The sequence below is a fragment of the Ktedonobacter racemifer DSM 44963 genome, assembly GCF_000178855.1.
Taxonomy (GTDB): Bacteria; Chloroflexota; Ktedonobacteria; order Ktedonobacterales; family Ktedonobacteraceae; genus Ktedonobacter; species Ktedonobacter racemifer.
Genome location: NZ_ADVG01000005.1, coordinates 1 through 23,216, shown reverse-complemented (window position 1 = coordinate 23,216; position 23,216 = coordinate 1). Strand labels below are relative to the sequence as shown.

Sequence of the window (23,216 nt, the reverse complement as noted above, 5' to 3'; positions counted from 1 at the left end):
CCTTTCATGATCTCTAGCAAAAGTGTCGGTTGCCCATGGAGAGTAAGATTCATCTCCTCTGCCGGAGCGGAAGTCCCCTTCTCCATGAGCACTTGGCCTGAAAACCTGTAAATGCTGGTTAATTTGCACGTCGGGGCCGACGCCAGTACTTAACAATTTGGATCAGCGGTCCGATGCTGAATAGTAAGCCCGGACAAAACCCGAACTGTATGGCAAAATCCAATGGTTTCCCATCGGTCAAGACCATCAGGCTAAAAAAGAGAGGCATCCCAATGACGAGAGCAAAGTTCACGAGAAGTGCTTGACGAAACGAGGTAAAATCAGCTTTCTCTTTTAGCTTCCGAAGAGCGTACCCGGAGAGAACGATCCAGCCGATAAGCACTGCACCGTTAAAAGCGAGCTTCCAAAGGCGAAATGATGGAAGGATTCCAAAAGAGGATGGAAAGACTATCTCTGTAATCAGCGCGGCTGCAATGACGAGCGCGACCCCCCATCGAAGGAACGAGAGCCAAAGGAAACGTGAAGGCATTGGATATAATCCCCTCTAAATTAGGTGGGGATGACAACATGTATCATCCCGATCTCCTGATACTATCTCATCCATAGGATAGCAGGCGAAGGTGCCTCTGTCTAGACGTGCCAATGTGCTAGTGCATTCCCACCAGAGATGTTAGGAAATGTGGTACAACAAAAGGCATGAGACCCCCCATTTTTATTCGCCCGCTGACCGAGAACGAACGGCAGCAGACCCAAGCGGGATTGCGTTCATCGAATGCCTTTGTCTTGCGCCGCTGCCAAATCTTGCTGGCCAGCGCCCGGGGAGAACGGGCAATCGCCATTGCCCGGCAACTGGGTTGCGACGACCAAACGGTACGCAATGTCATCCATGGCTTCAATTCCTCCGGCCTGGCTGTGCTGCACGAAGGCTCTTCGCGCCCCCGTCACCTGCACACCAACTTTTCGCCGGAAGGGCTCCAGCGGTTGAAAGATCTGCTGCATCGCCGTCCCAGCGAATTTGGTAAAGAGCGCAGTACCTGGACCTTGGAACTGGCCGCCCAGGTCAGCCTCGAGCAGGGGATCGTTGTGACCCCGATCTCCGACGAGAGCGTGCGCCGAGCTCTCAAACGACTCAAAACCAATTGGAAACGGGCCAAACACTGGATTACAAGCCCCGACCCACAGTACCTGCGAAAAAAAACGCACGGGATCGCTTGATTGCTTGGTGTAGTCAACAGTCAAACTGGGCGATTGGGTTTGCCGACGAGGTGTGGTGGAGCCGCTTTGCATTACCACGCATGTCAGCGTGGCAAGATGAGGAACAGCCGGTGCGCCTGGTGGAGCAACCCTGGCAAAAAAGGGATCCAGATCCTAAAGCCCTGGCCTGTTATGGAGTTCTGTGGCAGCAAGGACCCCTGAGCGGTCCCAGGCGTAGCGAGATGTCGCTACGCTTCGTCACTGGACGCCCAGTGAGTGCTCTCACGATCCAATTTCTGGAGTGGTGTTGCACGCAACTGCAAGCCCAAGGCAAGACGGCTTGGCTACTGATCTGGGATAACGCCTCCTGGCATGGGAGTAAGCAGGTGCGCACCTGGATTCGTGAGCACAATCAGCAGGTCAGACAGGCGGGAAAAGGGACACGCATTTTGCCCTTCTTCTTGCCGACGAAAAGCCCTTGGCTCAATCCCATCGAGCCCAAGTGGGTCCATGGGAAACAGGCCATCGTCGAACCTGACGGTTTGCTCACTGCTCAGCAGTTGGCTGAACGCATTTGTGCTCACTTTGGCTGTTCTCATGAACCGCATCTTGCTCTTTCCAAAAAGGTCGTGTGATTATGCAGTAATTATGTTTAAATTACCTAAATTGCTCTTAATCACAACGTCATACAGCTTTTTCGCATGCAAAGATACGTCGACTCATACACAGCCAGGATGAATCAGATTGGGGATCGTTTGCGCCTCAACGTCTATGTAAACAAAGAAGCACAAGAAGAATATCAGATTCCAAGAAGGTGAAAAAATGGATACAGGTACCCTGATTACCGTGATTATCGTTGGCTTATTTCTCCTCTTTTTGCTCTTTCTCCCCACATTGATAGGCTCTTCCACACAATCCAGGCCAGACAACCAGAGAGATGCCGAGGGGGAAGCCACCTATCGCCGTGGCTTGATGATCGGCAGTTTGATGGAAGAAGCGCGTGAGACGCAGCACACCGATCCACAGCACCTCATAGAGCAAGTCATAATCGATCAGGCTATCATCGAACACATCCAACATTATAACGACCGCAATGCTGCTGGCGGCGAGCAACAACATCACCAGTGATTTCATCTTTGTATGGCGAGCATGAAGGCAGCGACGCGTGCAAGGAGCGCGGTATAGACATCAAATGAGCAAGCATGTGCTTGATGCGCAGAGGCAAGACGAAGGCAAGGCTAGCCTGGCATCTTCTCCATAGTATAGATTGTGCTTGCCTTCTTTTATCCCGAATAGGTCGTGTGCTTTTGCACTAGGTAGCCAGAGACCCTTCCTTTCTTTCAGAATTTGTTGGAGTAGGTGTAACTGATACGGGAAACGCTAACGTTTGCTACATTATTTGATTCTTACGCAAGTTTGCTGAGACCGAAATTGTAAAATTGCAAGCCGAGATACACTTGCGACAAAAGCGTACTTTATGCTAGTATGCTATTCCAACTTTTAATGGTCTAAAAATGTATTTCCCCTGTTTTTCACCACTTGAGGAGAGTTTGCATGTCTGCTTCGTTGCGCCTTTTTGCTCCTGCTGATTATGCCGCTCTGTGCGATATCCAGAACGCTGTCTATTCGGAAGCGTCAGTAACTGTTGAGGAAGTGCGCCTGGCTGATGATTTACGTGATCCCATGTGCAAGCACCGGCGCTGGATGGTTGAGATGGAGGAGCGGCCTGTCGCCTGGGGCGAATATACCCAGAGGATTCATAAATATCATCCACATAAATTCTTTCTCAATCTTTTTGTGCTCCCGACGTATCAGAACCAGGGCATTGGTTCGAAACTCTATACACATATGCTAGAAGCTTTGCAGCCATTTGAACCTGTGCAAATCAGGACGCAGACACAGGAGGATCAATCCCAGTCTGTCCGCTTTTTGCAGCAGCGCGGCTTTCGTGAGGAGCAGCGCAAATGGGAATCGCGGCTGGATCTTACAACCTTTGATCTCGGGCCTTATCTCGAAGTGGAACAGCGCTTAAGCGAACAGGGAATTGTCCTGAAAACGTTGGAAGAACTGGCGGGTGACCCGGAACGCGATCGCAAGCTGTATGCATTAGATTGGCAAATACGCCAGGATGTCCCGGCAACTGAACCACGCAGCCCTATCAGCTTTGAACTCTTTTGTGCTCGTTTCCTGTATCATCCCGAAATTGTACCAGAAGCTTTTATTGTCGCGGTGCATAATGGCGAGTATGTTGGCCTCTCATTTATGGGCGCTCAACCGAGCAGCAAGCTGATTTCCACCGGTCTCACTGGAACGTTGCGCTCTTACCGGCGCATGGGCATTGCTACCGCGTTAAAGCTGCGCGGCATACGCTACGCCCAGCAGCATGGCTATACCGTACTGCGTACGGTTAATGATGCATTGAATGCTCCCATGCTCTCCATTAACATGCGTATGGGGTTTGTGAAGCATGAACAACTGGCGATTTTATATTTCGTGAAAGACTGCTAGCTCGTTGAAGAATTTCATTTATCAGCAAACTTGCGTAAGCTCCATTATTTGGCGTCGCTGCCAGATAACATGGCATGTCATCAAAAAATGAGAGAAAAGAGACGGTTTCTCATGGCTGTTCTGCTCTTACGAGAGTTCTCGCCACTTTATCTGCAAAAAAAGACATATTTCTATTGAACCAGAGCGGCAAAGTCACCTTTGCCGCTCTGGTTCAATATTTTCCATGAGGCAGCGTTACTTCGCCTTGAGAGCTGTGAGCGCGAATGTCAGCATCCGCTCGTACAGGCCAATCTCCTCCTCAACGTGGAGCGAGCCGTGACCAGAGTCGAACCAGTCGATTTCAATCCGCTTGCCTAGCGCTTGCAGGCGAGCTACATACTGTTCCATCTGCCGAGGCGGGCAACCACGATCATGACGCCCCTGGATGACCAGTACAGGCGCCTTGACCTGTTCAGCATAGTTGATGGGGGAGCTGATCTGGTATTGTGCTGGTTTCTCTTCTGGTGTCCCCCCCAGCAGCCGGATGGGTAGCGATACTTTTAATGCCTCGTGGGTATCTTCGTAAAGGAGGCCCCAATCAGCAATGGCGATACCTGCCATGCCAGCAGCCCAGAGGTCAGGATATTTGCCAAGCGCAAGCAGGGTCAAATAGCCGCCATACGACCAGCCGGTCAGCATCACAGCCTCCGGGCGAGCTAGTCCCTCAGTAACAAGCCAGGAGCGAGCTGCAACAATATCTTCGACCTCCCAATGACCGGCATTGCCCACAATACACTGCTCAAAGGCCATGCCAAAGCCAGTTGACCCCCGGTAATTGACGGAGAGGACCGCGAAGCCATGATCTACCCACATCTGCAGATCGGGGGCCGGATCAACCATACGCTGCATATGTGGTCCTCCATGCAAATCAATGATGGTTGGATAGGGCCCCGATCTCTCAGGCGTAATGAGCCAGGCTTGTACCTGTTGCCCATCAGACGAGGAAAACGACACCGACTGCCAGGGACGTCCAGATGGAACCGGATCCAAGACAACAAGAGGATGCCGTTGTGAGCCAGAAATCGCGTCCAAAGACACAATTTCTGGACCGACTACACTCCCATCCTGAATCATCCCCCAGTGCGTATAGATCTCGCCAGTGTTGCCAAAGTAGCTACTCCAATATGTCCCATGCAACTCGCTCAAGACCTGGATACTCTGCTCAGCAAGGGTAAAGATGGCAAAGCGTTTGTGGCCCTGATCTTCTTGCCATAAAAGCAGGCGTGTGCCATCTGATGACCAGGAGCAGGGAGACGCACCCATTAAACCACTCAGGTCGAGCGAGAGACGCTCACCGGTGCGTGGATTCCAGATGAGGTGCTGCCGTGTATCGCCACGCTGGATCGTTGCCCACAGGCGTTCATCACCCGATACAGGAGAGTAATCCCCCAATGCAACAGAGGTGCCTGGCTCCGCCTGCAACTGGTCAATGCACTCGCCCGTCGCCAGATCGATAGCCAGCAACCCCTCATAAGTAGAAGGATTGTGTGGCTTTGAGATCATGATCGCAGTCGTCCCCGCGCTGGAGAGAGCCAGCAACCTTCTCCCCAACAGTCCAGGCACTGGATTATGAAAGACCCAGCGTGGCGCGCCAACGCCGTCATTGGGGCCAAGCGGCACAACATAGAGATCTACCCCTTCTGGTTTGCCAACCAGGAAGCCCAGCATAGTCCCAGTTGGATTGAGATAGGGGTCGGCAAAGTAGGGAGGAAATTCAGGCGTAAGCTCCTGTGGCTTGCCTCCTGTAAAAGGAACACGTACAAAACGCCCCATTTCATCACCATCCTCATCATGTAAGTAGTAGATGAAGTGGCCATCACCAGAGAGGCGTCCAATGAACACCCCCTTTGGAGCATAGCTGACCTGCCTGAGCTCACCCGTTGATACATCCCAGGAGTGGAGTTGATAGCTCCCTGAAAGGTTGCTCGCTACGAGGCCCCGGTCGGGTGCATGCGCCGCGACCTGGGACCAGGAGAGCGTAGGGGCGCGAAAACGCTGTTTCCATCGAGCCTGTGAATCGATGGACAAGGATTGCGACATGAAGACATTCTCCTCTTGAAAGATAAGGAGTGTGTGTGGCATCCATTGTGTCCCCGGAGCACGAGAGCTAAAGAGTAGACAAGCACCAGAGTCGCATACGAGACAAACAGCCATGAGAACGTGTCCGGTACCACATGCACGCCTCACAACCTCTCCATCCAAAAAAGCACAAAAAGGCCATGAGCAATGCATATTCATCGCCCATGGCCCTATTTACTATGGGATTGCCTAGCGCTTAGCTACCTCGCTCGCTGAAAAAGGGCATAGTATGGCTATGGGCGACTGACACCGAGAGAAGAGCGCACCCGTCCAGTGGGCATAAAACGCCTTTTTTACCATAGCCATATGTCGTATATGTTTCCTTTTGCATACAGCAAAATGTGTGCCGAGATAGTACATCTTCTAGCTCTATATAGAGGATATTCGAACCTCATTGAGCTTGTCAAGCCTGTGAGAACCTGCGCTGAACTGATTGTAACGAAACAAAGCTCGATTTACCAGAGTTTTCTTGCAATTGCCGTGGAGTTGGCCCGGCGGGAGTGGGTATATCAACTAACTGTGCCGAAAGTTTTTCTAGGGCTTCAATGCCCTCTTCAACGGCTTCGCGTTCATCGTCTGAGAGCGGGATTTCTTGCAACATCCGTTGTAAGTTTGCCTTGCCTTCCAAGATCTGTGCTTGACTCGACTCTTTAGGTACATAGAAGGTGCATTTTGCGCAGGCCATGCGGTGAGGGCACTGATCAAAAAAATCATAGGAGCAGTATCCATGCCCCAAATCGTAGAATCGCCATGGCTCTCCTGCTGGGTTCTGTCAGAACTGAAAACACAAAAACTTACCAGAATTGTATGCTTCCCTCTCGCTCTCTGAACTATGAGGTCGCTTGGATGAATGATTGCAGGGCTGCAAGTCGTTCAAGGAAAGCCTGGCGTTGTTCCGGGAGTGAAACTGGTTCTCCCATCTCCCGACGCGGACGAAGATAATTGCGTAATTCGTCAAAAGCACGACAGAAACGGGCTGCAGCCTCGAAACATCCAAAACCACGCATCGGATAGTATCGCTGTTTGATGCCCCGGTGATCTTGCTCCAGCCGATTATTGAGGTATGTATTCGTTCGATGGAGTATATTGCTGCCTAGCGCTTCACGGATTGCTCTCGGATAGGATGTATGCCCATCCGTTGTTACTTGATCGGGACTATGACCAACAATCTCGACTGCTTGCTGGAAAAACCATTTGGCGGCATCCATATCTCGCTTTTCACTCAGTCGTGAATCGACCAGATTGCCATCTCGATCAATGGCCCGATAGAGATAACACCATTTCCCATTGACTTTAATGTACGTTTCATCAACATACCAGGATCTCCCTGCTTGGCCATAACGTTTTTTCCGCAAGTGATCCGCGATCAACGAAGCAAACCGCTCTTCCCAGTCTCGAACCGTTTCATGAGTAAAAACAAAGCCGCGCTCTAAAAATAACTCGGCAACATCACGCAAACTCAGTTTGTAGCGCAATCGCCACAAGACCACAAGAAGGACAATGTCCGTGGGAAATTCCAGATAGTTGAAAGGGGTGCCAGTACGTTCGTTGAAGGTACAGCGACAGTGAAGGCAAAAGAACGTTGCATAGCCCAGTTTGGTTTTCTTCGCTCGCTTCTTGGTGGTCATGGCAGCGCAATGGGGGCAGTTCATCAGTCAACACTCCTCGATTCTATCCTGTTTTCATGGGATCAGCATAACAGAAGTGTGAGCGCTCTGCCAAGGGAGTGTTTGAGTTCTGACAGAACCTTTCTCGGGGACGGAACGGCTGACTGCGATGATCGCCGGCAACGAGCTGGTTCTGATGGAAATTCTATCTTTTATCAAGAACAACCAAATGCCAGTGCCGGAAGAGCTCGCGCTGATCGTGTTTGATAACATTTCGTTTGCCCACTTGTTGACACCGACCCTAACTGCGATCGCACAACCCACCTTGGAAATGGGCAGGGCAGCAGGCAAACTGCTCATGAACCGAATAACTGCGGATGTGCCAACCAATGGACCGCCGCGTGAGCAGGTATTCGATTGCAAATTAATCATTCGGGAATCTTCACGGAGAAGCACTCGTCCGCAAAATGAATTTTGCGGACGAGTGCTTGAATTTAGTAAAAGGGTGAAGTATAATTCGTTCATAATCCATTCGTAAATCGATTTATGAATGGATTGTGAACAGCATGAAAAGCATTGTAGTCCCTCCCTCAGTTTTTGGCTGCCGGAAAGAAGTTGATCAAGGCGAGTATGCCGCCCTCATTGCAGAGAGCGGAGGGCAAGGAAGCGAAATTCGGCGCGAGTTGTTTCCCGGCGAACTTCTGCCGCTGGAGTTGTGCAGGCAGGCCATTGAACCGTATGATCTTATACGCGTCTATTCGGCTCCGGTTGAATTATGGCTGGATCACGGCGGGTTAAATGAAAGCAGATTATCGGCGGTCGTTCGAGAAACTCAAACCATTCAGGCCGACCTGGTGCTACGTTCCTCATTGGTATGAATAAAACGCTGAATCAAAGTTGAGAACCAATGCAGGCATGTTTTATCCAGAGGCTCTGCCTGGCAGTAATGATAGCGCCAATGAGGAACGCAGCACTAAGCGTCGGCGCGGTCGGAAGGACGAATTTATTGGAATACGCATGACGGCACGGCGGAACTTCAAGAGCAAGCATGCCCGGTTATACGATGCCGAATGAATGGTTTGTGTCAGGAAAAACTTGAATGTCTCAACGTCCCTTGATAGCATCAAACGCAGCGAGATGTTACGGAATGATAAACTGATTTATAGATAGAAGGCAAAGGTGGAATCAGTTGTAATGATGGTAACGATAACTGACGTTGCTGAAAAAGCAGGTGTGTCGAAAAGCACCGTTTCCCAGTATTTGAACAAGCGTTACGAGTATATGAGTGCACAAACGAGACAAAAGATCGAAACTACGATTGCGGAGCTGGACTATCAGCCGAACATATTGGCTCGAAGCCTCAAACAAAAACGTACATCGACGATCGGCGTCATCGTCGCCAATATCGTGCACGGATTTTCCATTGAGATTTGCAGAGCGCTCGAAGATTATTTCCAGGAACAGAGCATGAATGTCATTTTATGCAATTCGGATGAGGATATGGAGAAAGAGAAGACATATCTAGAAACGTTGCAAGCCAAACAGGTAGACGGCATCATTTTATTCCCTACCGGGGAAAATAAATCTTTATATAAGAAATTGGTGAAGGAGCGTATGCCTCTTCTTTTTTTAGACCGGAAGGTGGAAGGAGTCCTGTCAGACACCGTAGTCGTTAATAATGCGGAGGCCGTATTTCAAGCAACTGAGCATCTCGCTGAACAGGGGCATAAGAGGATCGCGATCATCACGGAACCGCTGACGATCAGCTCGCGCATAGATCGGATGGAAGGGTATAAGCGAGCTGTCCGGGAATTGGGGCTGGAACAACGGCAGGAATTTATGATTCATTGCGAAATCGGGCAAATCCGCAGCAAGCTGGCCGAGCTTTTCTCGGGGACGGAACGGCCGACTGCGATGATCGCCGGCAACGAGCTGGTTCTGATGGAAATTCTATCTTTTATCAAGAACAACCAAATGCCAGTGCCGGAAGAGCTCGCGCTGATCGTGTTTGATAACATTTCGTTTGCCCACTTGTTGACACCGACCCTAACTGCGATCGCACAACCCACCTTGGAAATGGGCAGGGCAGCAGGCAAACTGCTCATGAACCGAATAACCGCGGATGTGCCAACCAATGGACCGCCGCGTGAGCAGGTATTCGATTGCAAATTAATCATTCGGGAATCTTCACGGAGAAGCACTCGTCCGCAAAATGAATTTTGGGGGTAAGTGTTCAGACTTGAACGCTCTGGTAAACTCAGGCTATGATGATAACGGAAGAAGAAGTGGCCCAGCTTCGGAAAGAAAATCAGGAACTGCTGCAGGTTGCTCTTCTACGGATCGAAGAGTTGGAACACCAGAAAACGCCGCCGCCAGCGTTTGTCAAAGCCAATGTAAAAAAGCCCCAAGTGGAAGAAACGCGTGGCTGAGCACAACCATGGCCGTCCCCGCAGCGTGCCCACGCAGATCGTAGAGTATCGGATCGTGGCCTGTCCTGATTGCCAATTGCGGCTAGGAGGGATCAGCCTGGCGCGAGTGCGAGAGGTGATCGATGTGCCGTCCCCGCCACCTGTCGAAGTCCTGCACCACCGAATCTTCAAAGGCTGGTGTGCCCAGTGTCAAAAATGGCATGAGGCACCCGTGGATTTGCACGAGGTGGGCCAGGCAGTCTTGCTCCATACGAGTCGCTCCCCAAGAGGGGGCGATCACCTGCCCGCTGACTACATCAAAGTTGATGAACCAGGTCAACGTCCCATGCCGAATGTACTCAAACTCGCGTCGCAGCACATGGCCCGGCTGCATCGGCAAGTCTGGATGTTTGCGCTCCAAGGCTTGCCCCCCTGTCAACTCATCCATGCTAATGGTGCGCTCACCCTGCCTGGCTCGCTCGCGTGCACTCCTGTACACCTCGCAGCCCTCGACAATTTTCTTATCGCGCTTGGGGTCAGGCTCTTCGGTTAACCAATACCGGAAACGGTGCGGTTGCAGCCCCCTTTTTTCAGCAGATGGCTCGCATGTCGTGGCGAAATCTGCTCAACGATGCCTCGCTTCTTCAATTCATCCGCAATCTCTCGGCCTGTCCACTGGCTGATGGGCCGCCCTGCTTTCATCGGTGCTTCACACGCAAAGGCTGCCATCTGACAGCGCTGTTCTTCCGTGAACTTTGGAGGCGCTCCCGGTCGCGACACATCTTGTAAACGTTCTGCCACTGTGAGCATTTCCAGATCAATGCCTTGCAGTCCCACTCAACGATCCCGCCACAAGCGCACGGTGTCCATATTCACCTGCAACTCGCGGGCAATCTGCGCATTCGAATGACCTTGAGCTGCAGTCAGGACTATCCGCGCCCGCTGCGCCTGTTGCTGTTCGCTCCGATGATGCTTTGTAAGCCGCTCTACCTCTTCTTTTTCTCGCTCACTGAGGACCATATGGATGGCACGTTTTGGCATGGTTCTGTTTCCCTTCACTTTTCCAGGGTTTCACTCCAGGAAACCCTCTGCGCATCTTCAAGTGGATCATTTATTGATTTCGTGGCTGACAACTAAATCTCAGCAAGAGCATGGGAGAAACACTGCTGCAGGATGGTCTGCCGATGGCGCAGGCGCTCTTTAGCGTGGACCAGTTCTTGGCGCAGGTGAGCAAGGTCCCGGCAACACAGGTTTTTGAGTTCACGACGTTTGAGCCGCGTTCCAGACCCCTTCTTGCGGATTGAGATCCGGCGCATAGCCGGGTAAGCGTTCCAGATGCACTCGTTTGCCCATCGGGCTGGCCAGAAACTGCTTGATCACGTTCGCTCGATGAATGGGTGAGCCATCCCAAATGACGAGCAAGCGACCAGGGATCTTGCGCAGGAGCACCTGCAAAAACCGGACCACGTCCACCGCTTTGTACGCTCGTTCTTGCGTTTGCATGAAGATCCGCCCGTTGGGGTGATGCCTCCAATGGCAGAGATGTGATCGCGGGTCAGTGGAACTCGCAGCACCGGGGTTTGTCCGCGCGGAGCGTAGGTTCGCACCACCATTGGTAACAGATAAAAACCCGCTTCATCGACAAAGACTATCGTGCGCTTTTCCTGTTCGGCTTTTTTTGAGCCGAGGCCACTGCTGATTCTTCCAGTGCGCAATGGCTTGCTCATTGCGCTGAGTTGCTCGCACCACTGGTTTCTGCAAGCTCAGACCCATCTTGCGGACCAGGTACCCACAATGATCGGGATGATAGCTGACTCCGAACTCTCGCTTGATGACCACCGCCAACCGTCGGCTTGTCCATACGTCTCCCGTAAATCCGTAGGCTGCTGCTCCTTTCGCCAGCACTTCTGGGATACGCGCTTGCTGCTCTGGTGTCAGACGGGGCGTGGCTCCTTTGGCTGGATGGGCTTTGAGACCCTCTTCTCCTCCCTCTCGTCCACTTTTCATCCACTGGCTGATCGCTCCTTCTGTCACCCCCAGCGCCACTGCGATGTCTTTTTGTTTCCATCCTGCTTGTTTCAGTTCCCAGGCGCGTTTGCGCCGTTCTTCTCGCCAATCGGCTTTCTTTGGTGCTCCCATACCTCTTTCTCTCGGCGGGTTGCTTCCAAACTTTAACTCTCTCTCTCGAAATCAATAAGTTGGATGTCTATTTGGAGATGCGCACTCGCAAGTTATGGCGCGAGACCCTGTTTTCCCTCCTATTTTATCACGGAACTATTTCCACCGCAGTGTACTAGCCCCGCCTTACAAGCCGATGAAACCGGCTGGCGAGAGGATGGGATCAACGGATACATCTGGAGTGTGAGTACCCCAACCGTGCGCTACTACGAGTACCATCACTCGCGTGCAGGAGAAGTCGTCGAACACTTGATAGGAGACCAGTATCAGGGAGTGTTGGGCAGCGATTTTTATGCGGGGTACAACATCCACCAAGGGTTTCATCAACGCTGTTGGGCGCATGACTTGCGTGATATCCACAAACTCAAGGAAAAATTTCCTGAGAATGAGGAGGTCTTGAACTGGCCAAAGCCGTCAAAGACCTGCATGTTTTTCCCCGATATATCGATGATAACCTGTACCAGAGCTTCCGATCTCGTGAGATCGCGCCTCCCGAAAAGTGCTGGGCGTATGCGAAACAATTGCGCACATTTTTGGCGAGCAGGAAAGAGGAATAGAGCGCCAATGATGGGCCTCTTCTCTCCACAAAGACGTCTGCTGGCTCTTTCTTTTCTTTGGGTCAAATCTGAACAATTACTTTGGGGAGGGGGCTTGAATTTAGTAAAAAAGTGAAGTATAATCTGCCCATAAATCGATTTACTAAATCGATTTATGGGCAGGCCGCCTGATTGCATCGCAATGTTAGGAAAGGCTTAGAAGATGGAGGGAGTATTGTTGAGCAAGTTGGATGTCGTCACTTTCGGTGAGGCAATGGCTATGTTCGTAGTCGATACGATCGGGGAATTACATGATGTCAATTGATTTAAGCGGCGGTTCGTGGGAGCCGAAACCAATGTCGCTATCGGGTTGGCGCGGCCTGGCCTGCGCAGCGGTTGGGTGAGCCGAGTAGGAGACGATGCATTTGGCAAATATATTTTCAACCGTCTCCTGGAGGAGAAAGTAAATATCGACGGCGTTGGCACCGATGGGCTGAACCCCACGGGATTTCAATTGAAGTCTCGGGTTGTCGCAGGAGACCCGCAGGTGCAGTATTTTCGCAAACGCTCGGCAGCAAGCCAGATGGTTCTCGCTCATTTGGATCGCGATTATTTTCTTTCAGCCCGCCATATGCATATGACCGGTATACCTTTAGCCATTTCGCAGAGCACACGCGAGTTTGCCGAGGAAGCGCTCGGCTCATGAAACAAGCCTTTGCTCAATCGGTGAGGTAATCGTCTTTCGAGCCTCCACAAATCTGGGTGATGGTCACGCGTCCAACCGCTCGGTTTGTTCTTCGATCAATGCGTTCATCTTGTATTGGACACTGTATGTCTGGAATTCAAAGGAGAAAAAAGTGTGGAAAAAACGAATGACACGTTGAAAAAAACACCCTTTCAGAGGCTGGTTGCAGCCATGGTTGTTGGCGAAATAGGCGGAAGTATCGGAATTTATGCGGCTACAACGCTGCTGCTGTCACTGAAATTTTTGCAGATAAACCCGAATACTGCTGAAGCCCATTTTGGTATAACAAGTGGTCTGGGTGTCCTGGCTGCCCTGATAGCAAACCCCATCGGCGGAGCGATCAGCGATCGTACAACGCTGAAATTCGGAAGGCGGCGGACCTGGATCCTCTTAGGCACCGTTCTTCAAGGGTTCTCCCTGCTGGGTCTTGCGCTGACGAGCGATTTAACAATGATTATCGTATTATGGTGCCTCACGCAGATCTTCTTTAATTTTGTGTTAGCATCCCTTACCGGGCTGGTTCCCGATCAGGTGGAAGCATCCAGACAAGGCACGATATCCGGAATTGCCGGCTTTGCCTTACCCTTGAGCGCACTCCTTGGCCTCTCGCTCATGACAATGCTGAACAATGCGCCCATGCTTCTGAAATGGGGTGTGCTGCCCGCCATCGGCATCGTTGCTGCCGTTGTCAGCTGTATACTCATTATCGAGGGCCGGGTAAAATTTGAACGGAAACAAAAAGAAAAACTGAAATTCACGGAAGCGCTGTCCCGCGTATACCCCAGCCCTAGAAAATATCCTGTATTCACCTGGGGATGGTTGACCCGCTTCTTTGTCTCCATTGCATACAGCGCCACTGTATACAATACAATCATGCTGGTAAAGCGCTTTCAATATTCCCAGGCTGAGATATCCTCCAAGGTCACATTACTTTCCATGATCTCAGTTTTCTGCCTGATGGTTGCGAGCATCTTTGGCGGCATGCTTTCGGATAAACTGAGAAAGCAGAAACCGTTTGTAGCCATATCCGCACTCGTTGTCGGCATTGGCTTGGTGCTGTGCGCCATAGCGTCCGATCTTACGCTGGTTATCGTTGGGAATGCCCTGATCGGCCTGGGCTATGGCATCTTTACAGCGGTGGACCTGGCGCTGGTTGCCCGTATCCTACCCAACAAAGAAGACGCCGCAAAAGACTTTGGTATTATGAACATAGCCAATGCGCTGCCGTCGTCTATTACTCCGTTTATAGCGCCCCTACTGCTTGCTGTGGGCGGGTGGCCGTTCTTCTTTGGTGCCCTGGCCGTGGGAGGACTGGTGAGCGCGCTCTGTGTGATTCCGATACCCGAAGTGTCTCCAAAAGTGGAGGATATCAAAACGGAAACCGTCGCAAATGTCCAGGCAAATATGTAAATGGTGGTGGATAAAAGCATCTGGCAGGTCGTGCTGAAGCTGTGCCATTCGGATGACATGAAGGGAGGTGATCTGTGTAGATAATTGAGAATGAGTGTAGTCAGTAGGATTTTCGTTAACCAATTTAGTAACTAAAAGGAGAGAGAAAAAATGGCTTTTTACACCAATTCCCAGGGGCTGAACATTTCATATAAGGAAGCAGGCGACAAAAACGCGAAGACAGTCCTTTTCTTCGATGGCTGGCCGGCACCGTATGAAGAGTTTCCAAATCGAATGTTTGATGTCCTGGTGGACAAAGGATACCATTGCGTTGCGTTTGACTATCGTGGCTATGGCAAATCCTCGCCCAGCAAATACAATTCTATGGCATGGTGTGCGCTGGACGCGAAAGAATTGCTTGAACATCTGAAGGTTGATAAAGCGGTCTTTTATGCTGGATCCATGGGCGTTCATGTTGTTCTCGCATATTTCAAAGCATACGGGGATCAATATGTTGACAGCATCATTCTCTTTGACCAGTCGCCGGCCTGTACTTCGAGAGAGGACTGGCCGTATGGCAGGCTGCGCGGAAAACAGGATATGAAAAAGCTGATGGATTCAATGGCAAAAATGTTTCATAACCTTGACGAATTTCTTGCTCAAGACGGTATGGAATCCGCGCCGGGCGCTTTTCCGGATATCGACCTGCCACCTGAAATGCGGATGAATCCCATAGAGATTGCCCTTACTGCCGAGGATAAATCAAAAGTGCCGCCTGAATATATGAGACTGCTTGGGATGTTGGATAAGGGTCTGTTGAGCATTGTAGACCAGTTGGCCCTGATGGCGACCTGGTTTGATTCAAGCTATCAGGATTTTCGTCCGGTCGTGCCAACCATCAAAGTGCCTGCGCTTATATTGGCTCCAAACCCCGGAAGTGTCAACGAGTTTGAAGCAACCGAGTATTACCGTGACAATCTGGGCGGGCCGGTGACATTTGTCGAACTGAAACCGGGTACACACTTTGCACTGGTCGAGCATGCCGATCTTGTTGAGAAAAGTGTCGTTGATTTTCTGTCTAACCTCTGATGAGTAATCTTCGGCGATACATCATAGAGAAAAATGTGACTGGGGCGTGTTGGCACTGATGGAATAATGGCCGGGTCTCGAATTTGTCGTCAGACTGTCATCCAGCGCTAATAGGTCGCTTTCTACCTGGTTGCTCTTGATAAAGTCACTCATGACTGTTTTTGATAATCGAGAAGTCTGCCACCTGCTAATCTGGTGCTAATTTATTGGCCTCTCCACAGGCGGCTGGCATGCCTCGTCGCGACGAGGCATGCCAGCCGCCTGTGGAGAGGGTCAACAGCATTTGGGTGATTGACCGATTGTTAACATGTTAAGCTGGCTGGCCACATTTTCTGGCCGAAAATGAGATTAGCAAATGGCCTTTATCCTGATTATCAAAAACACTCATGACCCAATAGTGTGAAAGGAAGTTGACGATGTCTGATAGGTTCTTACTTAATCGTGCAGTCGTCTTTTGGGTGCATCTCAATGGCTAATACCTTTTCCCAACCACTTGAGGTTCTTCCTACCAGAGTTCGAAGAACCTACCGCGGTGGAAGTCTTATCGACCGTTGGCATGGGGTGCCCAATGCTGATGATAGCGACCGACCAGAAGAATGGCTAGCGTCCGTTACAAGGGCTGTCAATCCTGGTTTTCCACCCATTGAAAACGAGGGTTTGTCGAGGGTTCAGTTTGGTGGGAAAGAACAATTGCTGCTGGATGTATTCGAGGCTGCGGAGGAAGCGATGCTGGGCAGCAAGCACATCAAACAATATGGTAGGCAATTGGGTATGCTTGCGAAGCTTATTGATTCGTCTGAAAGACTCAGCATCCAGGTTCATCCGGACAAGCCGTTCGCCAAACGGTATTTCCACTCTGATTATGGTAAGACCGAGTGTTGGTATATACTGGGAACCCGTCGGGGCAACGGGCAGGAACCATATCTGCTAATGGGCTTCCGCCCCGGGATAACCAAAGAGTACTGGCATAAGCTGTATGTGGAGCAGGATATTGAAGGAATGGTGGCCTGCTTGAACAAAGTAACCCCCAAACCTGGCGATACCTTCTTTATACCCGGCGGCCTGCCTCATGCAATCGGTCCGGGCTGTTTCCTGCTTGAAATCCAGGAACCCACCGATTATACGCTGCGCAGCGAATGCACCAGGCAGGACGGAACGCCCATCCCTGAGCAACTCATCCATCAGGGGCTTGGTGAGAAATTGTTGATGGAATGCTTCCACTATGTTGGTATGACAGAGGAACAGTTGGATGCGCGTTGCCGTTTACAGCCCAAGACTCTATTTTATTCAATGGATGGAAGTTGCACACTGCTTGTAGGGGAAGATGTCACACCCTGTTTCTCCATACAGAGAATCATTTGTAATCAAGTATTGGACTTCAAACCAACAGGTGCGTCCATCCTTGTTGTACTGGAGGGTGAGGGTGAGCTTCTTTTTAATCAAACAGGTATCGCACTGGTGAAGGGAAGCCGGTTTTTCCTGCCTGCAGGCGTAAAGCACTTTACTCTTCATGGCAAACCCCAATTGGACTGTATCCGTTGCTATCCACCCGGTGCTGTTTTGGATGTACCTGAATGAACAAACCAAGAGCCCACTGTACGGTTGTGTTGCAAAAAATCTGAGGAAAGAAGTCGAGGGTACGTGGCCCTCTCAAACGTTCTTAGGAGGCCACTCCAAACAGTTTAGCGATCAGTTCGACTTGGTCTCTCACATCACCTTTTTCCACACCTTGCAGTTGGCCTTTTCTTATCATGTTCATCACCTCAAGTGAGCAAGGGTACCATGCTGCCCTGGCCTCTCCGCTGTTTTGCTTCCTGGGCTGGGTGGGGTCGGGAAAAAAGCCATACTCAGCGCTCGCCGTTTTCCTACTCAGCAGAAGATGCGCAAACAAGTTCAAGCTCAAAGGAAATACCATGGCAGATCAGCCTTACATTCTCGCACTCGATATTGGCACATCATCCACCCGCGCGCTGCTCTACGACGCACACGGCACGGCTGTCCCCGGGGTTCAAGCTCAGTTCACTTACCAGTTGACAACTTCCCACGAGGGCGAAGCCTCGGTTGATGCTGATTTCTTGCTTGCACTTGTTGCGCGCACCATCGATGAAGTTTTGCGAGCTGCTGGCACACGCGTGAATGGGATCGCCGCTGTCGCGACCTCCGCATTCTGGCACACGCTTGTTCCGCTGGATGCCGCTGGTTGCCCACTCCTCCCTTTGTTGACCTGGGAGGACACACGCCCACGGCAGGCCGCCATTGAATTGCGTTTACAACTTGACGAGGCAAGCACGCATCGGCGCACTGGAACACGCCTGCACGCCTGCTACTGGCCCGCCAAGATCCGCTGGTTAGCCAGTGCGTATCCCGAAATCGCGGAACGCACAGCTCGTTATGTCTCGTTTAGCGAATATCTTCACGAGCGTTTCCTGGGACGAGCTGTGTGCAGCCTCTCCATGGCCTCCGGTACTGGCCTGCTCAACACCCGCACCGGCACCTGGGATAGCGAAATGCTTGCCCACCTGCACCTCTCGCCCGTGCATCTGCCAACGCCTGGCGATCTGCCAGATACGCTCCGGGGACTTACCCCTGAATTCGCTGAACGCTGGCCCGTGCTTGATCATGTGCCCTGGTTTCCAGCGATTGGAGACGGAGCCGCAGCCAATCTGGGCTCAAACTGTGCTGATCCCTCCACCTGGGCCGTGACCATGGGCACATCGAGCGCGATGCGCGTGGTGGTACCACCGGAGCAGGTTGAACCTGAACAGGGACTCTGGCTGTATTACGTCGACCAGAAGCGTGCTTTACTCGGTGGAGCGCTCAGTGAAGGCGGCAACATGCTGTCCTGGCTCCAGAATACACTGAAGATACAAGATTTGACCGAACTTGACCAGCAACTCACCGGCATGGAGCCAGCCGCGCACGGCCTGACGATTCTGCCGAAACTTGCCGGAGAACGCAGTCCTGGCTGGCACTCGTACGCTGCTATGGCCATCTCTGGCATTACCTTACACACAACCCCAGCAGAAATTGCTCGTGCAAGCCTGGAAGCGGTTATCTTCCAGATTGGTGAAATCCACGACCAGCTCGTTCACGCGCTGAGAGCACAGGTCACACAACCCAGACTCATCGCCAATGGCGGCGCACTTCTTAAATCGACGCTCCTCAGCCAGCTCCTGGCCGATACCCTCAACCGTCCACTTGAACTTTCGGAGAGTAGCGAAGCCTCCGCCCGCGGCGCTGCTCTGCTTGCCCTCGAAACCCTCCAGATCCTGCCGGACATGACGCAACTGGTCCCCGAAACCATCAGAACAGTCCAACCCGACCCTGTCCGGCACACGATCTATACCAAAGCGAGAGAACGCCAGCAAGCATTCTATAACGTGCTTTTTAGCTCAATCATGTCAGAGTAGTTTGCACATTGCCACCGTATACATACCAGTATGGTCGGCGGAAGGAGCAATCCTTCCGCCGACCATACTGGTATGTATAGATACTTTTCCATTTGCTTTGGTAGCAACAATCCCTACAGTGAATAAAGGAGCCATTCCTGCACTGGTGGTGCGGGGAGCTGTTCGCTTGACAGCGGCGCTTGCCACCCGCTTGCATCCCTTGAATGCAGAGGACCTCGTTCCCTCGGACCTGGCTCGCTGGCAACAATTGCGGACAGAAATTACCTTTCGGCAAGAGGCTCGCTGCAAACAGCTGCGCTTTCGCAAAGATCCTCTCGCCTACTTGGCTAGTCTGGAGAAACAACTTTCTAAGGTAAGTTTACGATCCTCATTTTTTTTCAAGGAGGAAAATATATAAGAAGCAGGAAGGAAAAGTGAGTGGATTCCTGCTAAACAATGACTTGAAAGCCATAATATCATAACTTGAGAATAGGCGTCAAGTGGCTTGCAGAGCTGGTTTATACCCAATAACGGTATTGATGAAGATACTTTTTTGACGTATAATAGCGTTGTCGCGAGCCAAGATCAGGTAAACGATGGCTTTTTTTGTGCAGCAAGGGAGAAATGGATTGCTGTATGAAAGGAAAAGAACCAGGGAGATCTCTCTGGTTCTTTGTTTTGTATGCATGATGGGGACCGACTTGGTTTTTTCTTGTTATCATTGTCGTGATGTGAGGAGGAGCAGCAGCAGAGGGAGGTGTGCCCCAGGGAAAGGCTGAAGGCTCCCCCTGTTGCCGGGTGCAAGAGGTTCCTGTTGCTTCCTGTGCTTGAGCTGCGTAAGTGTCACTGTCGTTCTAGATGGAATTGCTCATGTGGATCAAGGACGATGATATCAACGACGATATTGAGGGGAGCATGGAAGTTCACATGCAGGTAAAATTCGACTCCCCCGTCGTGAGGTGAGATGTTGGATACCCAGGCATTGGCATCTCCAAGGTGGTAAAACCAGGCCGTTTCAGGATCAAATGACTCAGGGATTAAATCGGTTGCTTCGGAGGCGGAGATCTGCACAGTTGAGGCGTGCTGCCTCAGATGGCTTCTACTCACGGTCATTGTTCACTGCCGATTACGCTGTTGCTCCCTTGGCCTGGGTCAGGGTGCGAGGCAGGAATGCCAGCACGCCTTGACGGAGGGTCTCGAGCAGAGTGGCTCGTTGCTCTGCCGCGCTCGCCAGCGTTTCTTGGTAGGCAGAGAGAATATCCTCACTGAACAGTTGTAATGGATATTCGCTCTGGGTGTTTTCCTCCTCGAAACGTGCTTGGCGGCGTGCTTTGGGAGGGTAACGCGAAGAGATATCACTTACCTGCCGTTCTAACAGCTTTACGGTTCCCTGGTATTGCAGGTAGTACCGATCATTATGATGCAAGAAGACCTCGCATTGCTCGAGGTCGAGATACTCGGCAAGGACACTGCAAATATGCAGAGGATTGTGTAAAGACGCGAGCAGGTTCTGGACCCAGAGCCGCTGTTCTGCTATGCTTACCTGCTGCTCTCGCATACGGTGCAAGGCAGCCTGGCAAAAGCAGCGCAGGATGCCAATGAAGCCGACAAGATACTGCATACGGACGCGGTCAATCTGACCGGAAGGGCGTGTCATAGGGAAGTGCCGCTCGGTCTGAGCGAGCGAGAAACGTAGAACTTCCGAGATTCCCAGGCCAGTCCGCTCCATGAGTCGCCATAAACGAAGTTTATCCTCTTTACTCGGACGGAAGTTGACCTGTGGGCCAATTGCTTCCTCGGCGCGTTCCTGTTCTGTGGGTTCCCTCCCGGCAAGGTTTGACTCTCTTTCACTCACTGTGTGCCTCTCTCTCTTTTGCTGTACAAAGAAGAGCATGTATAGCAAATGCTATACATAGACGAAAGTATAGTACATGGATGAGCAATTTTTCGAGAGGGAGTATTGGATTTTGGTTCTGCTGAATAAACCAAGCTTTCTGGGCGTTGGTGGAAGGCTTCTGCTGGAGGTGCTTGATTGATGCTGGTGCGCTATACAAGTGTTTTGAAGTGTTTTATACTACAGACCAAACCCCACACCTATGTTGGGTGTGATCCATGTTTTTGGCGAAAGAGTAAGTCCTTGTGGCTTGCTCTTTTTTTCTCGGAGCGCTTTTTCCTGGGGAAAGCGGGTCACTCTTCTTGCGGTCTTTCCCATTGATGCTTTCTGTGCTCTATACACCCCGTTGTAGACGCAACGAGGCCCTCCTGACGCTCCCCAGCGCTGGGAGATCTCCGATCTGCTGGGTGGATCTGGCGCACCTGGTTCCAGATCCATGAAGTGCTTTTGTGCATGGCTCATTCTGGCGCTTGCCTACTGTCTGCTCCAGCGGGATCGTGGTCTAGGCTCTTGTCGAGTGTGCTGCAGTAGTCTGACTCCTGTCAGACCGAGTGGGTGCTGACGTGTATTTCTCCAGGATAATCTGGCGCGCACCAGCAGCACTGCTCACCGTTTTGAAAGAAGACAGAGACGAGTGACTGCGTCCACGCCCAAGAGAGGAGGAATCTTGAAGTGAGCGAGGAGTGGAATTGATGGAGTTCTCGCCAAGAGGAACGTACGGTATGCGCCTGGTATCGTCTCCTCAGAAATGGCAAGGCGGTGATGCGCGGGTGCTCCGGATGTGGTCTATGCCGGGCGCCTGGTGCTGGTGGGGGAGTGCAGAAGAGAAGGGTGGATGGAGATGGGGGTGAGGTGAGTGAGAGGCGAGAAGAATGAAAGGGTGACAGGGAAAAGAGGGCAGTGGCACCCCCAGAGTAAGCGTGAAAATGCTCATATTCTTGCAATCGCAATTTTGTCCTGATACCATGCCGAGTGGTGTGTCAAGCCTCAGAAGAGAATGATGGCTCTTTACGAGGATGTTCGCTCTAGCATAGAATACCCACGAGGAGAGCTGTCGCAAAAATCTCCTATTCAGTGGTATCACGTCTGTCTGCAAGAAGCGAGGCAGGGCCTGTTCTCTTGCCCAGGCCCTGATGGTGGCTCCAGGTGTCTTCCCTCTTGGATCGTGTGTGGCCGCGGCCGAGCCTGGCCCAGGGCCAGACACGGGCGCGCCGGTCTTGTGCTCCAAACGATCCCACACGTTCGCCGTTGCTACCGGCGCGCCCAGCAATGCTCTCTGCACTGGCATCAATGAGGATCGTTCTCGAGGCTTGTCCCTGCCGCTGCCAGCATGAAGGAGCGTGTGTTGGCCTGGGAGGCGCCAGGACGATGGATGGTGGTTTTCTTTTTCCCATGTTTTTCCCATGTTTGTTCTACGCAGCGCCTGCCCTCCACGTGTGCTGCTCCCGTGTTTTTCCTCCAACGTCGTGCCAAATTACGATTGCACAAAATTGCGTTTTTTGAGCACGAAAAGGGGGTGTTACACCCCTGTTTTGGTGCATTTTTGGGGAATGGTTGCGTTTCTTCCGATACCGGTGAGGGAGATCGTCAGGCATTGGCAGGTGAGAGGGTGTGGAGAATGGTCTGGGGATGAACGAGAGAGGTGGAGATGGCGACCTGGAGGAGAGCGAGGGCTTCCGCTCTCTCCTCTGGATGAGGAACCAGGCGGTAGCGCCCTGGTTTGTTGTTGATAAAAAGGAAGTAGGCCAATTGGCAGAAAATGTGAAAGAAGAGGAGTCCAGAGAGAGGCGAAAGGGAAGCAATTGGAAGGGAATGTTAAAGAGGAGTGGGCCAGGGAGGAGGAGGTTCACCGGGTGAGGGGGAGATGGATGAGGGGCGCGTGTTGTTGCAGAGGAAGTCAGAGAGAAGCGCTTGATCCGAGAGGAGAGAGTTTTTTTTGTGGGAAAGAAGAGGGGAAGAGGGAAGGCAGAATGGGGAGCGTGGAAGGGAAACGGAGTGTTAAAAGGAGGAGGCCAGGGGTGGCAAAAGGATAGGTAAATAGAAATAGATGGAAATAGCGAAATGTTAAAGAGAACCTTGCCAGTAGAGCAAGAGATAAGTTAGGATGATACAAGTGTATATATGGATATAGAGGAGGATGGTGATGTATATAGGAGATGAA

The 23,216-nt window shown here is 51.6% G+C and carries 25 protein-coding genes and 2 pseudogenes; 15 read left to right on the top strand and 12 right to left on the bottom strand.

Going from position 1 to position 23,216, the window contains the following annotated elements; translation table 11 throughout:
* Nucleotides 1–118: 118 nt before the first annotated feature.
* Nucleotides 119–529: a hypothetical protein gene (locus KRAC_RS54045; RefSeq protein WP_007921684.1), complete on the bottom strand. Its 411-nt coding sequence runs from the start codon at nucleotides 527–529 to the stop codon at nucleotides 119–121.
* A 167-nt stretch (nucleotides 530–696) separates the two neighbouring features.
* Here KRAC_RS54045 and KRAC_RS54040 point away from each other — a divergent pair, with 167 nt between their 5' ends.
* From KRAC_RS54040 to KRAC_RS54025, 4 genes are all read left to right on the top strand, one after another.
* Nucleotides 697–1,215 (top strand): helix-turn-helix domain-containing protein, encoded by a 519-nt coding sequence (locus tag KRAC_RS54040; protein WP_007921683.1) that lies wholly within the window; start codon nucleotides 697–699, stop codon nucleotides 1,213–1,215.
* Nucleotides 1,212–1,829, top strand: coding sequence for a transposase (locus tag KRAC_RS54035; RefSeq protein ID WP_007921682.1), 618 nt, complete (start codon nucleotides 1,212–1,214; stop codon nucleotides 1,827–1,829). Before KRAC_RS54040 ends, KRAC_RS54035 begins: the two co-directional genes overlap by 4 nt.
* A gap of 187 nt (nucleotides 1,830–2,016) precedes the next feature.
* The gene (locus tag KRAC_RS54030; RefSeq protein ID WP_007921681.1) at nucleotides 2,017–2,322 is read left to right on the top strand and encodes a hypothetical protein; all 306 of its coding nucleotides are present in this window, start codon (nucleotides 2,017–2,019) and stop codon (nucleotides 2,320–2,322) included.
* 426 nt (nucleotides 2,323–2,748) lie between these two features.
* Nucleotides 2,749–3,702, top strand: a complete 954-nt coding sequence (locus KRAC_RS54025; protein ID WP_007921680.1) for a GNAT family N-acetyltransferase — start codon at nucleotides 2,749–2,751, stop codon at nucleotides 3,700–3,702.
* 234 nt (nucleotides 3,703–3,936) lie between these two features.
* Here the strand turns inward: KRAC_RS54025 and KRAC_RS54020 are convergent, their stop codons facing one another.
* From KRAC_RS54020 to KRAC_RS54010, 3 genes and pseudogenes are all read right to left on the bottom strand, one after another.
* Nucleotides 3,937–5,781, bottom strand: a complete 1,845-nt coding sequence (locus KRAC_RS54020) for a S9 family peptidase (protein ID WP_007921678.1) — start codon at nucleotides 5,779–5,781, stop codon at nucleotides 3,937–3,939.
* 442 nt (nucleotides 5,782–6,223) lie between these two features.
* Nucleotides 6,224–6,583: pseudogene (locus tag KRAC_RS54015) on the bottom strand (tyrosine-type recombinase/integrase); the annotation flags it as partial.
* Between the two features lie 67 nt (nucleotides 6,584–6,650).
* Nucleotides 6,651–7,472 (bottom strand): IS6 family transposase, encoded by an 822-nt coding sequence (locus tag KRAC_RS54010; RefSeq protein WP_007921677.1) that lies wholly within the window; start codon nucleotides 7,470–7,472, stop codon nucleotides 6,651–6,653.
* Nucleotides 7,473–7,596: 124 nt separating this feature from the next.
* On the opposite strand from KRAC_RS54010, the gene KRAC_RS54005 reads away from it, so the two are divergent.
* From KRAC_RS54005 to KRAC_RS53990, 5 genes are all read left to right on the top strand, one after another.
* Complete coding sequence (locus tag KRAC_RS54005; RefSeq protein WP_040448444.1) at nucleotides 7,597–7,965, top strand: substrate-binding domain-containing protein; 369 nt, start codon at nucleotides 7,597–7,599, stop codon at nucleotides 7,963–7,965.
* Between the two features lie 28 nt (nucleotides 7,966–7,993).
* The gene (locus KRAC_RS54000; RefSeq protein ID WP_007921675.1) at nucleotides 7,994–8,305 is read left to right on the top strand and encodes a hypothetical protein; all 312 of its coding nucleotides are present in this window, start codon (nucleotides 7,994–7,996) and stop codon (nucleotides 8,303–8,305) included.
* 301 nt (nucleotides 8,306–8,606) lie between these two features.
* Nucleotides 8,607–9,656, top strand: coding sequence for a substrate-binding domain-containing protein (locus KRAC_RS53995; protein WP_211221528.1), 1,050 nt, complete (start codon nucleotides 8,607–8,609; stop codon nucleotides 9,654–9,656).
* 35 nt (nucleotides 9,657–9,691) lie between these two features.
* Nucleotides 9,692–9,856 carry a hypothetical protein gene (locus KRAC_RS73210; protein WP_157508229.1) on the top strand — a complete coding sequence of 55 codons (165 nt, stop codon included), beginning with the start codon at nucleotides 9,692–9,694 and terminating at the stop codon, nucleotides 9,854–9,856.
* A complete protein-coding gene (locus KRAC_RS53990) occupies nucleotides 9,849–10,388 on the top strand; it encodes an IS66 family transposase zinc-finger binding domain-containing protein (RefSeq protein WP_040448443.1) in 540 nt (179 codons plus the stop codon). Before KRAC_RS73210 ends, KRAC_RS53990 begins: the two co-directional genes overlap by 8 nt.
* On the opposite strand, the gene KRAC_RS64430 is transcribed toward KRAC_RS53990, so the two are convergent.
* From KRAC_RS64430 to KRAC_RS77665, 4 genes are all read right to left on the bottom strand, one after another.
* On the bottom strand, nucleotides 10,385–10,636 hold the full coding sequence (locus KRAC_RS64430; RefSeq protein ID WP_211221526.1) for a helix-turn-helix domain-containing protein: 252 nt from the start codon (nucleotides 10,634–10,636) through the stop codon (nucleotides 10,385–10,387). The genes KRAC_RS53990 and KRAC_RS64430 overlap by 4 nt on opposite strands.
* 36 nt (nucleotides 10,637–10,672) lie before the next feature.
* A complete protein-coding gene (locus tag KRAC_RS64425) occupies nucleotides 10,673–10,876 on the bottom strand; it encodes a helix-turn-helix domain-containing protein (RefSeq protein ID WP_052569368.1) in 204 nt (67 codons plus the stop codon).
* Between the two features lie 219 nt (nucleotides 10,877–11,095).
* A complete protein-coding gene (locus KRAC_RS77670) occupies nucleotides 11,096–11,338 on the bottom strand; it encodes a transposase (protein WP_052569367.1) in 243 nt (80 codons plus the stop codon).
* Between the two features lie 132 nt (nucleotides 11,339–11,470).
* Nucleotides 11,471–11,974 carry a winged helix-turn-helix domain-containing protein gene (locus tag KRAC_RS77665; RefSeq protein WP_040448442.1) on the bottom strand — a complete coding sequence of 168 codons (504 nt, stop codon included), beginning with the start codon at nucleotides 11,972–11,974 and terminating at the stop codon, nucleotides 11,471–11,473.
* Between the two features lie 63 nt (nucleotides 11,975–12,037).
* Here KRAC_RS77665 and KRAC_RS80525 point away from each other — a divergent pair, with 63 nt between their 5' ends.
* From KRAC_RS80525 to KRAC_RS53950, 5 genes are all read left to right on the top strand, one after another.
* Entirely contained in the window at nucleotides 12,038–12,685 is a 648-nt protein-coding gene (locus KRAC_RS80525; RefSeq protein ID WP_075164654.1) for an IS66 family transposase, read from the top strand.
* Between the two features lie 204 nt (nucleotides 12,686–12,889).
* Nucleotides 12,890–13,255 (top strand): PfkB family carbohydrate kinase, encoded by a 366-nt coding sequence (locus KRAC_RS53965; protein WP_052569366.1) that lies wholly within the window; start codon nucleotides 12,890–12,892, stop codon nucleotides 13,253–13,255.
* 153 nt (nucleotides 13,256–13,408) lie between these two features.
* Nucleotides 13,409–14,704 carry an MFS transporter gene (locus KRAC_RS53960; protein WP_007921660.1) on the top strand — a complete coding sequence of 432 codons (1,296 nt, stop codon included), beginning with the start codon at nucleotides 13,409–13,411 and terminating at the stop codon, nucleotides 14,702–14,704.
* Nucleotides 14,705–14,854: 150 nt separating this feature from the next.
* A complete protein-coding gene (locus tag KRAC_RS53955; protein WP_007921659.1) occupies nucleotides 14,855–15,772 on the top strand; it encodes an alpha/beta fold hydrolase in 918 nt (305 codons plus the stop codon).
* Between the two features lie 468 nt (nucleotides 15,773–16,240).
* Nucleotides 16,241–17,350 carry a type I phosphomannose isomerase catalytic subunit gene (locus tag KRAC_RS53950; RefSeq protein ID WP_007921658.1) on the top strand — a complete coding sequence of 370 codons (1,110 nt, stop codon included), beginning with the start codon at nucleotides 16,241–16,243 and terminating at the stop codon, nucleotides 17,348–17,350.
* An 82-nt stretch (nucleotides 17,351–17,432) separates the two neighbouring features.
* On the opposite strand, the pseudogene KRAC_RS77655 reads toward KRAC_RS53950, so the two are convergent.
* Nucleotides 17,433–17,537, bottom strand: a pseudogene (locus KRAC_RS77655) (IS6 family transposase); the annotation flags it as partial.
* A 148-nt stretch (nucleotides 17,538–17,685) separates the two neighbouring features.
* Here KRAC_RS77655 and KRAC_RS53940 point away from each other — a divergent pair.
* Complete coding sequence (locus tag KRAC_RS53940; protein ID WP_007921657.1) at nucleotides 17,686–19,182, top strand: gluconokinase; 1,497 nt, start codon at nucleotides 17,686–17,688, stop codon at nucleotides 19,180–19,182.
* Between the two features lie 822 nt (nucleotides 19,183–20,004).
* Here the strand turns inward: KRAC_RS53940 and KRAC_RS53925 are convergent.
* The 3 genes from KRAC_RS53925 to KRAC_RS73205 all read right to left on the bottom strand — a co-directional run bounded on the left by KRAC_RS53925 (nucleotide 20,005) and on the right by KRAC_RS73205 (nucleotide 22,449).
* Nucleotides 20,005–20,274 (bottom strand): hypothetical protein, encoded by a 270-nt coding sequence (locus tag KRAC_RS53925; protein ID WP_007921656.1) that lies wholly within the window; start codon nucleotides 20,272–20,274, stop codon nucleotides 20,005–20,007.
* A 13-nt stretch (nucleotides 20,275–20,287) separates the two neighbouring features.
* Complete coding sequence (locus KRAC_RS53920) at nucleotides 20,288–21,016, bottom strand: hypothetical protein (RefSeq protein ID WP_040448438.1); 729 nt, start codon at nucleotides 21,014–21,016, stop codon at nucleotides 20,288–20,290.
* Nucleotides 21,017–22,122: 1,106 nt separating this feature from the next.
* Entirely contained in the window at nucleotides 22,123–22,449 is a 327-nt protein-coding gene (locus KRAC_RS73205; protein ID WP_157508224.1) for a hypothetical protein, read from the bottom strand.
* Nucleotides 22,450–23,216: the final 767 nt, after the last annotated feature.